Source organism: Streptomyces sp. NBC_01476 (assembly GCF_036227265.1).
Classification (GTDB): Bacteria; Actinomycetota; Actinomycetes; order Streptomycetales; family Streptomycetaceae; genus Actinacidiphila.
Map to the genome: position 1 here is coordinate 6,106,136 of NZ_CP109446.1, position 15,892 is coordinate 6,122,027.

General features: G+C 71.9%; 14 protein-coding genes. 11 read left to right on the top strand and 3 right to left on the bottom strand.

Annotated elements, in window-relative coordinates; all coding sequences use genetic code 11:
* Positions 1 to 102: 102 nt before the first annotated feature.
* The 8 genes from OG552_RS26800 to OG552_RS26835 all read left to right on the top strand — a co-directional run bounded on the left by OG552_RS26800 (position 103) and on the right by OG552_RS26835 (position 10,899).
* Positions 103 to 1,563: an aldehyde dehydrogenase family protein gene (locus tag OG552_RS26800; protein WP_329137161.1), complete on the top strand. Its 1,461-nt coding sequence runs from the start codon at positions 103 to 105 to the stop codon at positions 1,561 to 1,563.
* Positions 1,564 to 1,755: 192 nt separating this feature from the next.
* Complete coding sequence (locus OG552_RS26805) at positions 1,756 to 3,678, top strand: acyl-CoA dehydrogenase family protein (protein WP_329137163.1); 1,923 nt, start codon at positions 1,756 to 1,758, stop codon at positions 3,676 to 3,678.
* An 88-nt stretch (positions 3,679 to 3,766) separates the two neighbouring features.
* Positions 3,767 to 5,017 (top strand): 1-deoxy-D-xylulose-5-phosphate reductoisomerase, encoded by a 1,251-nt coding sequence (gene dxr / locus OG552_RS26810; protein WP_329137165.1) that lies wholly within the window; start codon positions 3,767 to 3,769, stop codon positions 5,015 to 5,017.
* The gene (locus OG552_RS26815; protein ID WP_329137167.1) at positions 5,014 to 6,336 is read left to right on the top strand and encodes a M50 family metallopeptidase; all 1,323 of its coding nucleotides are present in this window, start codon (positions 5,014 to 5,016) and stop codon (positions 6,334 to 6,336) included. Before dxr ends, OG552_RS26815 begins: the two co-directional genes overlap by 4 nt.
* Positions 6,337 to 6,436: 100 nt before the next feature.
* Complete coding sequence (gene ispG / locus OG552_RS26820; protein WP_329137169.1) at positions 6,437 to 7,591, top strand: flavodoxin-dependent (E)-4-hydroxy-3-methylbut-2-enyl-diphosphate synthase; 1,155 nt, start codon at positions 6,437 to 6,439, stop codon at positions 7,589 to 7,591.
* 124 nt (positions 7,592 to 7,715) lie between these two features.
* On the top strand, positions 7,716 to 8,561 hold the full coding sequence (locus OG552_RS26825; RefSeq protein WP_329137171.1) for a GNAT family N-acetyltransferase: 846 nt from the start codon (positions 7,716 to 7,718) through the stop codon (positions 8,559 to 8,561).
* Positions 8,562 to 8,583: 22 nt separating this feature from the next.
* Positions 8,584 to 9,138 (top strand): GNAT family N-acetyltransferase, encoded by a 555-nt coding sequence (locus OG552_RS26830; protein ID WP_329137173.1) that lies wholly within the window; start codon positions 8,584 to 8,586, stop codon positions 9,136 to 9,138.
* A gap of 66 nt (positions 9,139 to 9,204) precedes the next feature.
* Entirely contained in the window at positions 9,205 to 10,899 is a 1,695-nt protein-coding gene (locus OG552_RS26835; RefSeq protein ID WP_329137174.1) for a proline--tRNA ligase, read from the top strand.
* Between the two features lie 54 nt (positions 10,900 to 10,953).
* On the opposite strand, the gene OG552_RS26840 is transcribed toward OG552_RS26835, so the two are convergent.
* The 3 genes from OG552_RS26840 to OG552_RS26850 all read right to left on the bottom strand — a co-directional run bounded on the left by OG552_RS26840 (position 10,954) and on the right by OG552_RS26850 (position 13,000).
* Positions 10,954 to 11,898, bottom strand: coding sequence for an aminoglycoside phosphotransferase family protein (locus OG552_RS26840; RefSeq protein ID WP_329137176.1), 945 nt, complete (start codon positions 11,896 to 11,898; stop codon positions 10,954 to 10,956).
* 76 nt (positions 11,899 to 11,974) lie between these two features.
* Positions 11,975 to 12,394, bottom strand: a complete 420-nt coding sequence (locus tag OG552_RS26845; protein ID WP_329137177.1) for a ferritin-like domain-containing protein — start codon at positions 12,392 to 12,394, stop codon at positions 11,975 to 11,977.
* Positions 12,395 to 12,613: 219 nt separating this feature from the next.
* Positions 12,614 to 13,000 carry a hypothetical protein gene (locus OG552_RS26850; protein ID WP_329137179.1) on the bottom strand — a complete coding sequence of 129 codons (387 nt, stop codon included), beginning with the start codon at positions 12,998 to 13,000 and terminating at the stop codon, positions 12,614 to 12,616.
* A 900-nt stretch (positions 13,001 to 13,900) separates the two neighbouring features.
* Between OG552_RS26850 and rimP the strand changes: the two genes are divergently transcribed.
* The 3 genes from rimP to OG552_RS26865 all read left to right on the top strand — a co-directional run bounded on the left by rimP (position 13,901) and on the right by OG552_RS26865 (position 15,789).
* The gene (rimP, locus tag OG552_RS26855) at positions 13,901 to 14,452 is read left to right on the top strand and encodes a ribosome maturation factor RimP (protein WP_329137181.1); all 552 of its coding nucleotides are present in this window, start codon (positions 13,901 to 13,903) and stop codon (positions 14,450 to 14,452) included.
* 2 nt (positions 14,453 to 14,454) lie between these two features.
* Complete coding sequence (nusA, locus tag OG552_RS26860; RefSeq protein ID WP_329137183.1) at positions 14,455 to 15,441, top strand: transcription termination factor NusA; 987 nt, start codon at positions 14,455 to 14,457, stop codon at positions 15,439 to 15,441.
* Positions 15,442 to 15,510: 69 nt separating this feature from the next.
* Complete coding sequence (locus OG552_RS26865; RefSeq protein ID WP_329137185.1) at positions 15,511 to 15,789, top strand: YlxR family protein; 279 nt, start codon at positions 15,511 to 15,513, stop codon at positions 15,787 to 15,789.
* Positions 15,790 to 15,892: the final 103 nt, after the last annotated feature.

Below are 15,892 nucleotides of genomic sequence, written 5' to 3' on the forward strand. Positions count from 1 at the left end.
CGGGCGGGGCGGTCCGTACTCCGTGATGGACAACGGACCGCCCCGGGGCCGCCGCCTACCGTGAGGGCAGGCAATCCCGTTGTGCAGGAAAGGGCGGAAACCGTGACAACCTCAGCCGCAGCCCCGAGCCCGTTCTGGCTGGCGGGGCGCCCGGCCACCGGCGCCGACAGCTTCGAGGTGACCAGCCCGTGGGACGGTTCGCCCGTCGCCCGGGTCAGCGTGCCCGACGAGGCGCAGGTCGAGGAGGCGGTGGCCGCGGCCGCCGCCGTGCGGCACGCCTTCGAGGCGACGCCCGCGCACATCAGGGCCGCCGCGCTGGACCATGTCGCCAAGTGCCTCGCGGAGCGGGCCGAGGAGATCGCCCGGCTGATCACCGCCGAGAACGGCAAGCCGGTCAAGTGGTCGCGCGGCGAGGTCGGGCGCGCGGTGTCGGTGTTCCGGTGGGCCGCCGAGGAGGCCCGCCGCTTCAACAGCGGCGAGGCGCAGCGGCTGGACACCGACCCGGGCGGCGTGGGCCGGCTCGCGCTGACCCGCCGGTTCGGCCGCGGCGCGGTGCTCGGCATCGCCCCCTTCAACTTCCCGCTGAACCTGGTCGCCCACAAGGTCGCCCCCGCGCTCGCGGTCGGCGCCCCGATCATTCTCAAGCCTGCCCCGGCCACCCCGCTGTCGGCCCTGCTGCTCGGCGAACTGCTGGCCGAGACCACCGGGCTGCCCGCCGGGGCGTGGAGCGTCCTGCCGGTGCCCAACGACCGGATGCCCGCGCTGGTCCAGGACCCGCGGCTGCCGGTCATCTCCTTCACCGGCTCGGACGCGGTCGGTTACGCCATCAGGGACGCGGTGCCCCGCAAGCACGTCACGCTGGAACTCGGCGGCAACGCGGCGGCCGTGGTGCTCGCCGACTGGTCGTCCGAGGAGGACCTGGAGTGGGCGGCCGGCCGGATCGCTACCTTCGCCAACTACCAGGGCGGCCAGTCCTGCATCTCGGTGCAGCGGGTGATAGCCGACGCCTCGGTGTACGACGCGCTGGTGGAGAAGGTCGTCACGAAGGTACGCGCGCAGGTCACCGGTGACCCGGGCGACGACGCCACCGACGTGGGCCCGCTGGTGAACGAGGCCGCCGCCGAGCGGGTCGCCTCCTGGGTGGACGACGCCGTCGCCAAGGGCGCCAAGCTGCTGACCGGGGGCGAGCGGGACGGCGCGAGCTACGCGCCGACCGTGCTGGCCGACCTGCCGGGCGACGCGATCCTGGCGGGCGCGGAGGCGTTCGGCCCGGTGCTCTCGCTGCACCGGGTGAACGGCGCCGACGAGGCGTTCGCCGCGGTGAACGACTCCCGGTACGGGCTGCAGGCCGGTGTCTTCACCCACGACCTGCGGCTGGCCTTCCGGGCGCACCGGGAACTGGAGGTCGGCGGCGTGATCATCGGCGACGCGCCGTCGTACCGCGCCGACCAGATGCCGTACGGCGGGGTGAAGGACTCCGGCAACGGACGCGAGGGCGTGAAGTACGCGATGGACGACTACACCTACGAGCGGGTGCTCGTCCTCACCGGCCTGGACCTCTGAGCCCGTCGGCGGCACCGGGAGCCGCCGGGGGGTGCGCCGGGGGGTGCGCCGGGACCGTACACACCCTCAATCGCCGGGTGGCTGACGTCCGTTCAGCCACCCGGCGCCTCCGGCCTGGCTGCACCGTGGATATTCGGGTAGTACGGACAAGTAGCACCGGTTGGTAACCGGCTACCCGGAGGTGACGCACCCGTGTCCGCACCCGCCGCAGTACGTAACGTCTCGGAGCGTGAAGCCCGGCAAGTGGCCGAGGCCGCCCGGGAGCAGGACTGGCACAAGCCCAGTTTCGCCAAGGAACTCTTCCTCGGCCGCTTCCGCCTCGACCTCATCCACCCGCACCCGCTGCCCGCACCCGACGCCGTCGCCAAGGGCGAGGCGTTCCTCGACAAGCTCCGCGACTTCTGCGAACAGCGGATCGACGGGGCGCACATCGAGCGCGAGGCCCGCATCCCGGAGGAGACCATCGAGGGTCTGAAGGAACTCGGCGCCTTCGGGATGAAGATCCCCGAGGCGTACGGGGGCCTCGGCCTCACCCAGGTGTACTACAACAAGGCGCTCGCACTGGTCGGCACCGCCAGCGCCGCGATCGGCGCGCTGCTCTCCGCCCACCAGTCGATCGGTGTGCCGCAGCCGCTGAAGATGTTCGGCACCGAGGAGCAGAAGCGCACGTTCCTGCCGCGCTGCGCCCGTACCGACATCAGCGCCTTCCTGCTCACCGAGCCCGATGTCGGCTCCGACCCGGCCCGGCTGGCCACCAGCGCGGTGCCGGACGGCGACGACTACCTGCTGGACGGCGTCAAGCTGTGGACCACCAACGGCGTCATCGCCGATCTGCTGGTGGTGATGGCCCGGGTGCCGGAGTCCGAAGGGCACAAGGGCGGCATCACCGCCTTCGTCGTCGAGGCGAACTCCGACGGCATCACGGTGGAGAACCGCAACGCCTTCATGGGCCTGCGCGGCATCGAGAACGGCGTCACCCGCTTCCACCAGGTCCGTGTCCCCGCGGCGAACCGGATCGGCGCCGAGGGCGCCGGACTGAAGATCGCCCTGACCACCCTCAACACCGGCCGCCTCTCGCTCCCCGCGGCCTGTGTCGGCGCCGCCAAGTGGTGCCTGAAGATCGCCCGCGAGTGGTCGGTGGCCCGCGAGCAGTGGGGCCGCCCGGTCGGCGAGCACGAGGCCGTCGGCTCCAAGATCGCCTACATGGCGGCCACCACCTTCGCCCTCGAAGCGGTGGTGGACCTCTCCTCGCAGATGGCCGACGAGGACCGCAACGACATCCGGATCGAGGCCGCGCTGGCCAAGCTCTTCGGCTCCGAGGCGTCCTGGCTGATGGCCGACGAACTGGTGCAGATCCGCGGCGGCCGCGGCTTCGAGACCGCCGACTCGCTGGCCGCACGCGGCGAGCGCGGGGTGCCGGCCGAGCAGTTGCTGCGCGACCTGCGGATCAACCGGATCTTCGAGGGCTCCACCGAGATCATGCACCTGCTGATCGCCCGCGAGGCGGTGGACGCCCACCTGTCGGTGGCCGGCGACCTCATCGACCCCGACGCCACGCTGGGCGACAAGGCAAGGGCGGGCGCCAAGGCCGGCGGCTTCTACGCCCGCTGGCTGCCCAAGCTCGTCGCGGGACCCGGCCAGCTGCCCACCTCCTACGCCGAGTTCGGCCCGCTCGCCGGGCATCTGCGGTACGTCGAACGCACCGCCCGCAAGCTCGCCCGCAGCACCTTCTACGCCATGTCCCGCTGGCAGGGCCGGATGGAGACCAAGCAGAACTTCCTGGCCCGGATCGTGGACATCGGCGCGGAACTCTTCGCGATGAGCGCCGTCTGCGTACGGGCCGAGCACCTGGCGGCCACCGGTGACCACGGCCGCGAGGCACGGCAGCTCGCCGACGTCTTCTGCCGGCAGTCCCGGGTCCGTACCGACGAGCTCTTCACCCGGCTGTGGACCAACACCGACGGCCCTGACCACCAGCTCGCCAAGGCGGTGCTGAGCGGCTCGATGGGGTGGCTGGAGGCCGGCATCGTCGACCCCAGCCGCGAAGGCCCGTGGATCGCCGACGCCACGCCCGGCCCGTCCACGAAGGAGAACGTGCACCGGCCGGTGCACTGAGCAGCGGCCGGAGGGGCCGGAACTCCGCCATGGGGCCGCTGGGGCCACCCGGGCGTGGGATCCGGCCCCGGCACGACACAATGACCCCATGACGGACGCTCTCGCAGACCCCCACTACCGCCCCCACGTCACGCCGGAACCCGGCGGCGGGCCCCGGGACATCGTGATTCTCGGTTCGACCGGATCGATCGGCACCCAGGCGATCGACGTGGTGCGCCGCAACCCCGACCGCTTCCGGGTGGTCGCGGTCTCCGCCGCGGGCGGCCGGGTCGAGCTGCTGGCCGAGCAGGCCCACGCCCTCGGCGTGCACACCGTCGCGGTCGCCGACCCCGCCGCGGTGGGACCGCTCAAGGACGCGCTGGGCCGGCGGTACGGCACCGGCCGGCTGCCGGAGATCCTGGCCGGACCCGACGCCGCCACCCAGGCCGCGGCCCTGCCGTGCCACTCCGTACTCAACGGCGTCACCGGTTCCATCGGCCTGCGGCCCACCCTGGCCGCCCTGGAGGCCGGCCGGGTGCTGATCCTCGCCAACAAGGAGTCGCTGATCGCCGGCGGCCCGCTGGTGAAGGCCGCCGCCAGGCCCGGCCAGGTGGTCCCGGTGGACTCCGAGCACTCCGCCCTCTTCCAGGCGCTGCTCGGCGGCAGCCGCGGCGAGGTCCGCAAGCTGATCGTCACCGCCTCCGGCGGCCCGTTCCGCGGCCGCAGCCGCGCCGAGCTGGCCGGCGTCACCGTCGAGCAGGCCCTGGCCCACCCCACCTGGGACATGGGCCCGGTCGTCACCATCAACTCGGCGAACCTCGTCAACAAGGGCCTGGAGGTCATCGAGGCCCATCTGCTGTACGACATTCCCTTCGAACGCATCGAGGTGGTGGTCCATCCGCAGTCCGCCGTTCACTCGATGGTGGAATTCACCGACGGCTCCACGCTGGCCCAGGCCAGCCCCCCCGACATGCGGATGCCGATCGCCCTGGGCCTGGGCTGGCCTGAGCGGGTACCGGACGCGGCCCCCGCCTTCGACTGGTCGAAAGCATCGAGCTGGGAGTTCTTCCCGCTCGACAACGACGCTTTTCCGTCCGTCGCGCTGGCCCGCCATGTGGGTAGCCTCGGGGGGACCGCACCCGCGGTGTTCAACGCCGCCAACGAGGAATGCGTCGAAGCCTTCCGCGCCGGTCGGCTGTCGTTCACCGGGATCGTGGACACCGTCGCCCGCGTCGTCGAGGAGCACGGCACCCCTGTGCCGGGAACCCGGATGACCGTCCCGGACGTCCTCGAAGCGGAGGTCTGGGCCCGCGCCCGGGCGGCGGAACTGGCACAGGCATCGGAGGCAGCAGGCGTATGACGGCTCTCATGACGGTCCTCGGCATAGTCGTCTTCGCCGTGGGCCTGATGGTCTCCATCGCCTGGCACGAGCTGGGCCACCTCTCCACCGCCAAGCTCTTCAAGATCCGCGTGCCCCAGTACATGGTCGGCTTCGGGCCCACCATCTGGTCCCGGAAGAAGGGCGACACCGAGTACGGCTTCAAGGCCATCCCGCTCGGCGGCTACATCCGGATGATCGGCATGTTCCCGCCCGGCGACGACGGCCGGATCACCGCCCGCTCCACCTCACCGTGGCGCAGCATGATCGAGGACGCCCGCTCGGCCGCCTTCGAGGAGCTCCAGCCCGGCGACGAGAGCCGGCTCTTCTACACGCGCAAGCCGTGGAAGCGCGTCATCGTGATGTTCGCCGGACCGTTCATGAACCTGATCCTGGCCTTCGCGCTGGCCATCTCGGTCTTCATGGGCATCGGCATCAGCAAGCAGACCACCGTGGTCGGCCAGGTCAGCGACTGCGTGATCTCCCAGGCCGACACCGCCAAGCGGGACGCCGCCAACCCGTGCCTGCCCAGCGACCCGGTCGCACCCGCCAAGTCGGCCGGTTTCAAGCCCGGCGACAAGTTCCTTGAGTTCAACGGTCAGCCGGTGCACGACTGGGCCGGGCTCTCCAAGGACATCCGCAAGGGCGCGGGCAAGGCCGTCATCGTGGTCGAGCGTGACGGCAAGCGCGTCACCCTGCACCCGACGATCACCACGAACGTCGTCGCCAAGACCGACGGCGACGGCAATCCGCTCCCCGACGGCGGCACCGTGACGGCCGGCTTCCTCGGCTTCAGCCCGGCCAGCCACATCCAGCCGCTCACCTTCACCAGCTCGGTGAGCCACATGGGCGACATGGCCCGGCAGGGCGTCGACTCGCTGCTCCGGCTGCCGCAGCGCATCCCCGACCTGTGGAACGCGGCCTTCAACGGGGCCCCGCGCAAGGCCGACTCCCCGATGGGCGTGGTCGGTGCGGCCCGCGTCGGCGGCGAGGTCTTCTCGCTGCAGGAACCGGCGATCGACCGGATCGCCACCATGGTGATGCTGGTGGCCGGCTTCAACCTGTCGCTCTTCCTCTTCAACATGCTGCCGCTGCTGCCGCTGGACGGCGGGCACATCGCCGGCGCCCTGTGGGAGGCGGTCCGCCGGCACACCGCCCGGGTCTTCCGCAAGCCGGACCCCGGACCCTTCGACGTCGCCAAGCTGATGCCGGTCGCTTATGTCGTGGCCGGAATCTTCGTGTCCTTCACGCTGCTGGTCCTGATCGCCGACGTGGTGAACCCGGTCAAACTCAGTACGTAATGGCTCGGGCCGGGTGAGAGTCGTGGGTGTGGTGCCGTAACCTCGAAGCACGCACCCGCCCACGACGGGACCTCGTACCAACCTTGGGGATGCCACGCAGATGACCGCGATTTCGCTCGGTATGCCGGATGTTCCGACCAGACTCGCCGACCGCCGCAAAAGCCGCCAGATCCAGGTCGGAAGCGTTGCTGTGGGCGGCGACGCACCGGTCTCCGTTCAGTCGATGACCACCACCAGGACCTCCGACATCGGTGCGACGCTGCAGCAGATCGCCGAGCTGACCGCGTCCGGCTGCCAGATCGTCCGGGTCGCCTGCCCGACCCAGGACGACGCCGACGCGCTCGCCACCATCGCCAGGAAGTCCCAGATCCCGGTCATCGCCGACATCCACTTCCAGCCGAAGTACGTCTTCGCCGCGATCGACGCCGGCTGCGCCGCGGTCCGGGTCAACCCGGGCAACATCAAGCAGTTCGACGACAAGGTCAAGGAGATCGCCAAGGCGGCCTCCGCGGCGGGCGTCCCGATCCGGATCGGTGTCAACGCCGGTTCGCTCGACCGCCGTCTGCTGGAGAAGTACGGCAAGGCCACTCCCGAGGCGCTCGCCGAGTCCGCGCTGTGGGAGGCGTCCCTCTTCGAGGAGCACGACTTCCGCGACATCAAGATCTCGGTCAAGCACAACGACCCGGTGATCATGGTCAACGCCTACCGCCTGCTCGCCCAGCAGTGCGACTACCCGCTGCACCTCGGCGTCACCGAGGCAGGACCCGCCTTCCAGGGCACCATCAAGTCCGCGGTCGCCTTCGGGGCGCTGCTCGCCGAGGGCATCGGCGACACCATCCGGGTCTCGCTCTCCGCGCCGCCGGCCGAGGAGGTCAAGGTCGGCATCCAGATCCTGGAGTCGCTGAACCTGCGCCAGCGCCGGCTGGAGATCGTCTCCTGCCCGTCCTGCGGCCGCGCCCAGGTCGACGTCTACAAGCTCGCCGACCAGGTCTCGGCCGGCCTGGAAGGCATGGAAGTGCCGCTGCGCGTCGCCGTCATGGGCTGCGTCGTCAACGGCCCCGGTGAAGCCCGCGAAGCCGACCTCGGCGTCGCCTCCGGCAACGGCAAGGGCCAAATCTTCGTCAAGGGTGAGGTCATCAAGACCGTCCCCGAGTCGCAGATCGTCGAGACCCTGATCGATGAGGCCATGAAGCTCGCGGAGCAGATGGAAGCGGCCGGTGCCGCCTCCGGTGAACCGCAGGTGAGCGTCTCCTGACCGCGTGGTTCGGGCCCTGCCGCGCGTACCGTTCACCGGGCGCGGGGCAGGGCCTGCCGCTGCGCGGTAAAGTCTCGGGGTCACTCCCCGCCGTCGTCCGCGGCCCGCACGGTGAGGCGCTGCCATGTTGACCCACTCGACTGCCCGAGTCCTCGACCCGGGCGACCTCGACGCCGCCCTGGCCGTACTCGGCCGCGACCCGGTGGCCAACGCCTTCGTCACCTCCCGGGTCAATGTCGCCGGGCTCGACCCCTGGCGGCTCGGCGGCGAGATGTGGGGCTGGTACAGCGGCGGCAAGCTCACCTCGATGTGTTACGCGGGCGCCAACCTCGTACCGATCTGCGCGACCCCCGAGGCGGTCGCCGCGTTCGCCGAGCGGGCCCGCAGGTCCGGCCGGCGCTGTTCGTCCATCGTCGGTCCTGCCGAGGCCACCGCCGACCTGTGGAGCCGGCTCGAACCCCACTGGGGACCGGCCCGCGAGGTCCGCACCCACCAGCCGCTGATGACCACCCGCGCCCTGCCCCAGGACATCGCCCCCGACCCGCTGGTCCGCCGGGTCCGCCGCGACGAGATGGAGGTGCTGCTGCCGGCCTGCGTGGCGATGTTCACCGAGGAGGTCGGCGTCTCCCCGCTGGCCGGCGACGGCGGCCTGCTCTACCAGGCCCGGGTCGCCGAACTCGTCACCACCGGACGGGCGTTCGCCCGGATAGAGAACGGCGAGGTGGTCTTCAAGGCGGAGATCGGCGCCGTCACCCGGCACACCTGCCAGATCCAGGGCGTCTGGGTGGCCCCCGCCTACCGCGGCCGCGGCCTGTCGGAGACCGGTATGGCCGCCGTCCTGCACTACGCCCTGCGGGACGTCGCCCCGGTCGCCAGCCTCTACGTCAACGACTTCAACGCCCCCGCCCGCGCCACCTACCGCCGTGTGGGCTTCACCGAAGTCGGCGCCTTCATGTCGGTCCTGTTCTGACGGACCGATAGGGTCCCGGCTCATGGAGAACGTGGTGGTCGGGCCCTGTGACCTCGTGGCGCGGGTCGATGAGGCGCTGGCCGTACAAGCGGTGGCCTTCGGGCTCGGGCCGGACGAGGTGGCCATCCGGCGGCAGATTGTGCTGCGGCACCTGGGGAGCCCCGGAGCCCGCGCACTCGGCGCGTGCACCCCCGACGGGCGGCTGGTCGGCTTCGTCTACGGCCTGCCCAACGACCGCGCCCACTGGTGGTCCAGCGTCGTGCAGCCGTACCTGCGCGAGCAGGGCAACGACGACTGGCTCGACGACTCCTTCGTCATCACCGAACTGCACGTGCTGCCCGGCTTCCAGAACCAGGGCATCGGCCGCCGCCTGATCACCGGCATCACCGACACCGCGACCGAACCGCGCAGCATCCTGTCCGCCATCGACGGCGACAGCCCCGCCCGCCACCTCTACCGTTCGCTGGGCTACCGCGATCTCGCCCGCCCGGTGCACTTCCCGAGCGCCGGCCGGCCGTACGCCGTTATGGGCGCACCCCTCCCGCTGCTCAGGCGGCACCCCGCGGCGGCCGGATAACCAGTACGGACCAGGGCCCCGCGCTGGATATCCTCCCCGGACTTCCCGAACCACAGGAGGCCCGCCATGGTCCTGCGCATGTCCCGGCTGCTGCTCAAGACGCTGCGCGACGACCCGGCCGACGCCGAGACCGCCAGCCACAAGCTGCTGGTCAGGGCCGGCTACGTCCGTCGCTCCTCAGCCGGCATGTGGAGCTGGCTGCCGCTGGGCAAACGCGTCCTGGACAACGTCGGCCGGATCGTCCGCGAAGAGATGGAGGCGATCGGCGGCCAGGAAGTGCTGCTGCCCGCGCTGCTGCCCCGCGAGGCGTACGAGGCCACCGGCCGTGCCGCGGAGTACGGCGACCTGCTCTTCCGGCTCACCGACCGCAAGGGCAGCGATTACATCCTCGGGCCCACCCATGAGGAGATCTTCACCCAGCTGGTGAAGGACCAGGTCAGCTCCTACAAGGAGCTGCCGGTGATCCTCTACCAGATCCAGACGAAGTACCGGGACGAGGCCAGGCCCCGCTCCGGGGTGCTGCGCGGGCGCGAGTTCCAGATGAAGGACGCGTACTCCTTCGACACCACCGAGGAGGGCCTCGCCGAGGCGTACCGGCTGCACCGGGAGGCGTACACCAGGATCTTCCGCCGGCTCGGCCTGGACTTCCGGATCGTCTCGGCGGTGTCGGGCGCTATGGGCGGCTCCGACTCCGAGGAGTTCCTGGCGCCCGCCGCGGCCGGCGAGGACACCTACGCGGACTGCCCCCGGTGCGACTACGCCGCCAATACCGAAGCGGTCACCTTCACCGCCACGGTGCCGGCCGCCGCCGGCAGCGGACCTGCCGGACCTGTCGAGGAACTGGACACCCCCGGCACCCCCACCATCGACGCGCTCGCCGCGCACCTCGGCGTGCCCGCCGCCGCCACCTTGAAGAACCTGCTCGTCACCGTGGACGGGGAGATCACCGCGGTCGGGGTCCCCGGCGACCGCGAGGTGGACCTCGGCAAGCTCGCGGAGCACCTCGCGCCCGCGACAGTGGAACTCGCCACCGCCGAGGACTTCGCCGCCCGGCCCGAGCTGGTACGCGGCTACGTCGGCCCCCAGGGCCTCGGTATCCGCTACCTCGCCGACCCCCGGGTCGCGCCCGGCACCGCCTGGATCACCGGCGCGAACAAGCCCGGCCGGCACGCCGCCAACGTCGTGTGCGGGCGTGACTTCCAGGTCGACCGCTCCCTCGACGTGGCCACCGTCGAACCCGGCGACCCCTGCCCCCGCTGCGGCGCCGGGCTGCGCCTCGACCGGGCGATCGAGATCGGCCACATCTTCCGGATCGGCCACAAGTACACCGACGTCTTCCGGCTCGACGTCCTCGGCCCCGACGGCAGGCCCGTCCGCGTCACCATGGGCTCCTACGGCATCGGCATCTCCCGCGCGGTCGCCGCCCTGGCCGAGCAGACCGCCGACGCCCACGGCCTGTGCTGGCCCGCCGAAGTCGCCCCCGCCGACGTCCACATCGTCCCCGCCGGCAAGGCCGCGCAGCGCGAACTCGCCGCCCGGGCCGCGGACGCGCTGCACACCGCGGGCCGCCGCGTCCTGCTGGACGACCGCACCGGCCTCTCCCCGGGCGTCAAGTTCGCCGACGCCGACCTGATCGGCGTACCGGTGCTGCTGACCGCGGGCCGCCGCGCCGCCGAAGGCGTCGTGGAGCTCAAGGACCGCCGCACCGGCGTCCGCGAGGAACTGCCGCTTGCGGAGGCGCTGGCGCGGCTGGGCGGGTGACGCGGGGGCGGGGCGGGGGCGGCGGGTGACTTTGGGCCGCCGGGTGACGCGGGGTCAGAGCCAGTCGGCGAACTCCAGGAGGAGTTCGCCGTCCTCCCGGGCGCCCATCGTCATCGACCAGATGCCCGCCTCGACCGCACGGAAGAGAGACCAGCCGCGCAGGTGCTCGGGGTCGATCTCCAGCGCCGAGGAGAGCTGGGCCAGCCGGCGGCGTGCCGCGGCGCGGGAACCCGGCTGGGCGGCCAGGGTGGACAGGCGGTCCCTGGCCAGCCAGGCCACGTCGTAGGCGGGGTCGCCGACCAGGGGCTTGGGGTCGATCGCGAGCCACGCCAGGCGGTCGCCGGCCAGCACATTGCCGTGGTGGAAGTCCCCGTGCAGCAGGACCGGCGCGGGGGCGTCCGCCAGCAGCGCCTCACGCACCGCCAGCGCCTCGTCGACCAGCGGACGGGCATCGGCCGCCCAGGGCTCCTCGGCGCGCTGCCGGAGCAGCGGGACCAGCTCACCGGTGTACCCGGCCACCGTCGCGAAGGGGTGGCCGCCGGGCACCGGTACCCACAGCCGGCGCAGCACCTCGACCGCCTCCAGCATCGCCTTCGGCTCGGCCAGCGACCGCAAGGACACGTCCGCCTGGAGCCGTTCCAGCAGCAGCGCCCCCTGCTCCGGGTCGGCCCGCAGCAGGCGGACCGCACCCCGCCCGTCCCACTGCGCGAGCGCCGCGTGCTCCTGGGCGGTCTCCCGGTTGACCATGCCCACCTTGAGCACGGCCGGCGTGCCGTCCGCGGTCCTGACCAGCACGATCATGCTGATCTGGCCGCCCGCGGCGAAGACCCGCTCCGGGGTCAGTTCCCACCGCGTCAGGTACTCCGTCACCAGGCCCGGCAGCCGCGCCAGCCACGCCCGGCCCGCCTCGCCCTCCCAGACGCCGATGGTGCGGGCCAGCCGCTCCGGCGGTTCCAGGTCCAGGTGGTCAGGCCCCCCGTGGTGCCCCGCTGAACCCATAGGTCTGCGTTCCCTCCGTGGTGACGTCGTCCGTGGCCGCGGCGGAACGCCTGTGACGCTTATGTCGACAAGGCGATCAGTCGCGTTCCGCCAATCCCGGGAAGGGTACGCTCCCGCCGCTCCAGCGCACCGCGCGCACCGCCGCCTCCCGCAGCCCGGCGGCGGCGTCACCGCGTACGGCGCCGGTCGCCGCACGCACCAGATCGCCGTACGCGCCCGCCACCCGGTCTTCCAGGAAGGCGGCCAGCCGCACCGCACCGGCCGCGTCCGTCACCGCGAACGGCAACTCGTACCCCGCCGCCGCGGCGACCGGCTTCCCGCCCAGATCCGTGACCGTACGGCTGAGCGCGTCCCGCCGGGCCCGGTGCGCGTCATACGCCTGCCGCGCCTCCGCCTCCCGCGCACCCCCGACCCGCCCGCCCACCACGCCGTACCCGTACACCGCGGCGTGCTCCGCGGCGAGCGCCGCCTGCGCGGCATCCAGCTCGGTGGTCATGGGGCCGTCGCTTTCGGGGTGAGGGGGGTGGGGGTGGGGTGTCTTGGGGGTGGGGTGCTCATGCGGTCCTGGGCTCTGGCTTTGGGGTGGGGTGCGGCGACGGTGGGGGTGGTGGGGGTGCGGTGGTTGTGGGGGTGGCCGGGGGGTGGGAACGGGGTGCTCATGCGGTCCTGGGCTCTGGCTTTGGGGTGGGGTGCGGCGACGGTGGGGGTGGGGTGCTCACGCGGGTTTGGGCTTCGCGTTCAGCAGGACGACGTGGCCGGCGCCGGCTGCCGCGGCGGACGCCAGCAGCCGCGCGAGGTCGCCCGGCACGGTCAGCAGCACCTTCGCCCTGCGGTCGGCCAGCTCCCGCTCGGCGGCGGCGAGCGCGGTGAGCGTCTGCGCGGGGGAGTCCGGCGGGGTGGTGGGGGGCGGCGTGGGTGTCGGCGTTGGTGTCGACCCTGTGGGGGGCGCGGCGACCTTTCCGCCGAACGCCTGCACGTGCTGTGCCACCTCGGCCCGCAGCGGCGCCAGCCGGCCGGCCAGCGTCGGATGCGCGGCGATCGCGGCGTCGTACCGCGTCACCAGGCCCCCGCTGTCCCGTGCGGCCTGCGCCCTCTCGGCCACCCCTGGTACGGGCCTCGCCGGCGCGTTCTTCTTCTTGGCCGACCCCTCACCCCCGGAGCATCCACCGACGACCCCAACGGCCGCCGCCACCACCAAACCCCGCCGGCTCACCCGAGCCCCAGCCCCGATCATGGCGGTGAGTGTACGGGGACGGGGGACGGTGGAGACGGGGGACGGTGGAGACGGGGGTGGGCGGGGGTGGGTACGGGGTGGGGGTGCGGTATGGCGGTGCCCTATCGGGTGGGGGTTGGGGGTGAGGTGCGGGGAGTGGGGGTGGGGGTGAAGGGTGAGGGTGCCGTATCGGGGTGGGTGCCGGAAGTGACGGTGCCGTAGGGGGGTGCGGGTCGGGGGTGTGGGTGCCGGAAGAGGGTGCGGGTCGGAAGTGAGGGTGCCCTGGTCCACGGTGCCGTTGTCCGTGTAGGCACCGCCCTTTCCCCCTTTTTTGCCGCCTTCTCGCCTCCGGGCGCTTAAATCCGGTGTCGACGGTCGATCGTGCTCGCTCGCTCGTTCCTCGCTCCCTGCGCGCGTTCTCCCTTTCGACACCGGCGCGCCCTTTGGCTCGCTGGCTACCGGCGTAACCCCCAACGTCCAAGGGGGCACCCCGCCCCGTCAGGGGCGCTGGGGGCACCCCCGGACGAAGTCTGGGGGAGGAACTGCGCGAGCAACCGGTCACCGGCGGACGCTTGACCAGCGACGGGTCGGGCCCCGAAGGGGCGCGAGGAACTGCGCGACAAGCCACGACGGCGCCGCGCTTCGTCAGGGACCCTGGGTGCCGCACTCCGAGGACGTGCCGCACGGCGTGTGACCGTGGAGAAGTGGGGTGCCGGACTCCGGTAACCTAGGGTCCCTACACGCAACCCCTTCCATGACAACAGCAGACGCGGCCGAGGAGTCACCCGGATGAGCACGACCCAGAGCGAGAGGCTGCGCAAACTGCTGGAGCCGCTGGCTGCGGAGACGGGCCTGGAGCTGGAAGACGTCAAGGTGACCGCCGCCGGGAAGCGGCGGCAGCTGCTGGTCGTGGTGGACGCCGACGCCGGCGTCTCGCTGGACGCGGTCGCCGATGTGAGCCGCGCCTTCTCGGAGGCGCTGGACGCCTCCGACGTGATGGGCGAATCGGAGTACGTGCTCGAGGTCGGCTCCCCCGGCACCGACCGCCCCCTCACCGAACCGCGCCACTTCCGGCGTAACACCGGACGCCTGGTGAAGCTCCAGCTCAAGGAGCGCGGCGAGCTGATCGCACGGATCATGACGGTGGACGACACCGGTCTCGATCTGGAGGTGCCGGGCGTGAAGGGCCGCAAGCCCAAGCCGGCCCGGGCGGACTTCGCCGAGATCAGCAGGGCGCGGGTCGAGGTCGAGTTCAACCGCAAGGACGAGGGCGCCGTGGAAGCCGACGGCGACGAAGACGACGAGAACGACGAGAACGACGAGAACACTGAGGAGGCGTAGCCGTGGACATCGACATGAAGGCCCTGCGGGGTTTGGTGCAGGAGAGGCAGATCTCGTTCGACCTGCTGGTCGGGGCCATCGAATCGGCGCTCCTCATCGCGTACCACCGCGAACCCGGCAGTCACCGCCGGGCGCGGGTGGAGCTCGACCGGCAGACCGGGCACGTGACCGTATGGGCCACCGAGGAGCCGGAGGAGGCGGGCGAGGGCGCCGAACCGCGCGAGTTCGACGACACGCCCAGCGGCTTCGGCCGGATCGCCGCCTCCACCGCCAAACAGGTGATTCTGCAGCGGCTGCGTGACGCCGAGGACGACGTGACCTTCGGGGAGTACGCCGGCCGCGAGGGCGACATCGTGACCGGTGTCGTCCAGCAGGGCAAGGACCCCAAGAACGTGCTGGTCGACATCGGCAAGCTGGAGGCCATCCTGCCGGTGCAGGAGCAGGTGCCCGGCGAGGACTACGCCCACGGCACCCGGCTGCGCAGCTATGTGGTGCGGGTCGTCAAGGGCGTGCGCGGCCCTTCGGTGACCTTGTCGCGCACTCACCCCAACCTGGTGAAGAAGCTCTTCGCGCTGGAGGTCCCGGAGATCGCCGACGGCTCGGTGGTGATCGAGGCGATCGCCCGTGAGGCGGGGCACCGCAGCAAGATCGCGGTCCGCTCCGGCCGCTCCGGGCTGAACGCCAAGGGCGCCTGCATCGGCCCGATGGGCGCCCGGGTGCGCGCGGTGATGGCCGAGCTGAACGGCGAGAAGATCGACATCGTGGACTGGTCGGACGACCCGGCCGAGATGGTGGCGAACGCCCTCTCACCGGCCCGGGTCTCCAAGGTCGAGGTGGTGGACGCGATGGCCCGCAGCGCCCGCGTCACCGTGCCGGACTACCAGCTGTCGCTGGCGATCGGCAAGGAAGGGCAGAACGCCCGGCTGGCCGCCCGGCTGACCGGCTGGCGGATCGACATCCGCCCCGACACCGAGCAGCCCGAAAGCTGACGAAACACGAACAACCGTGCGTCCGCTTACTCGAAGGAGTGAGCTCGGCGCGGGGAGGTAGACTAAAGAGTGTCTGGTCGGACGCTGCATCCAGCATGCCCGGAGCGAACCTGCATCGGCTGCCGTCAGCGAGCGGCCAAGACCGACCTGCTGCGTGTGGCGGTGAGCGGGGGCGTATGCGTTCCCGATCTTCGCGGTACGCTGCCCGGTCGGGGTGCGTATCTGCATCCCGGCCTTGCCTGTCTTGACCTGGCGGTCCGCCGCCGGGCGTTCGCCCGGTCCTTCAGGGGACCGGTGACGCCCGATACCGCGGAACTGCGCCGGTACGTCGAGCAGGCAGCACCGTAAGAAGAAAGAAGTACGGCACGGGACACCGTGCGGTCAGGTACCTCGCGAGATGGAAGTAGGTCGAGATTGCGATGAGCACTCGATGAGTACGCGATGAGTACGC

What these genes read in the sequence shown, in the direction of transcription:
- OG552_RS26825 (WP_329137171.1), top strand. Translation starts at nt 7,716, where the DNA reads ATGTTGACCCACTCGACTGCCCGAGTCCTCGACCCGGGCGACCTCGAC.
- ispG (WP_329137169.1), top strand. Translation starts at nt 6,437, where the DNA reads ATGACCGCGATTTCGCTCGGTATGCCGGATGTTCCGACCAGACTCGCC.
- OG552_RS26840 (WP_329137176.1), bottom strand. Translation starts at nt 11,898, where the DNA reads ATGGGTTCAGCGGGGCACCACGGGGGGCCTGACCACCTGGACCTGGAA.
- OG552_RS26830 (WP_329137173.1), top strand. Translation starts at nt 8,584, where the DNA reads ATGGAGAACGTGGTGGTCGGGCCCTGTGACCTCGTGGCGCGGGTCGAT.
- OG552_RS26835 (WP_329137174.1), top strand. Translation starts at nt 9,205, where the DNA reads ATGGTCCTGCGCATGTCCCGGCTGCTGCTCAAGACGCTGCGCGACGAC.
- rimP (WP_329137181.1), top strand. Translation starts at nt 13,901, where the DNA reads ATGAGCACGACCCAGAGCGAGAGGCTGCGCAAACTGCTGGAGCCGCTG.
- dxr (WP_329137165.1), top strand. Translation starts at nt 3,767, where the DNA reads ATGACGGACGCTCTCGCAGACCCCCACTACCGCCCCCACGTCACGCCG.
- OG552_RS26815 (WP_329137167.1), top strand. Translation starts at nt 5,014, where the DNA reads ATGACGGCTCTCATGACGGTCCTCGGCATAGTCGTCTTCGCCGTGGGC.
- OG552_RS26845 (WP_329137177.1), bottom strand. Translation starts at nt 12,394, where the DNA reads ATGACCACCGAGCTGGATGCCGCGCAGGCGGCGCTCGCCGCGGAGCAC.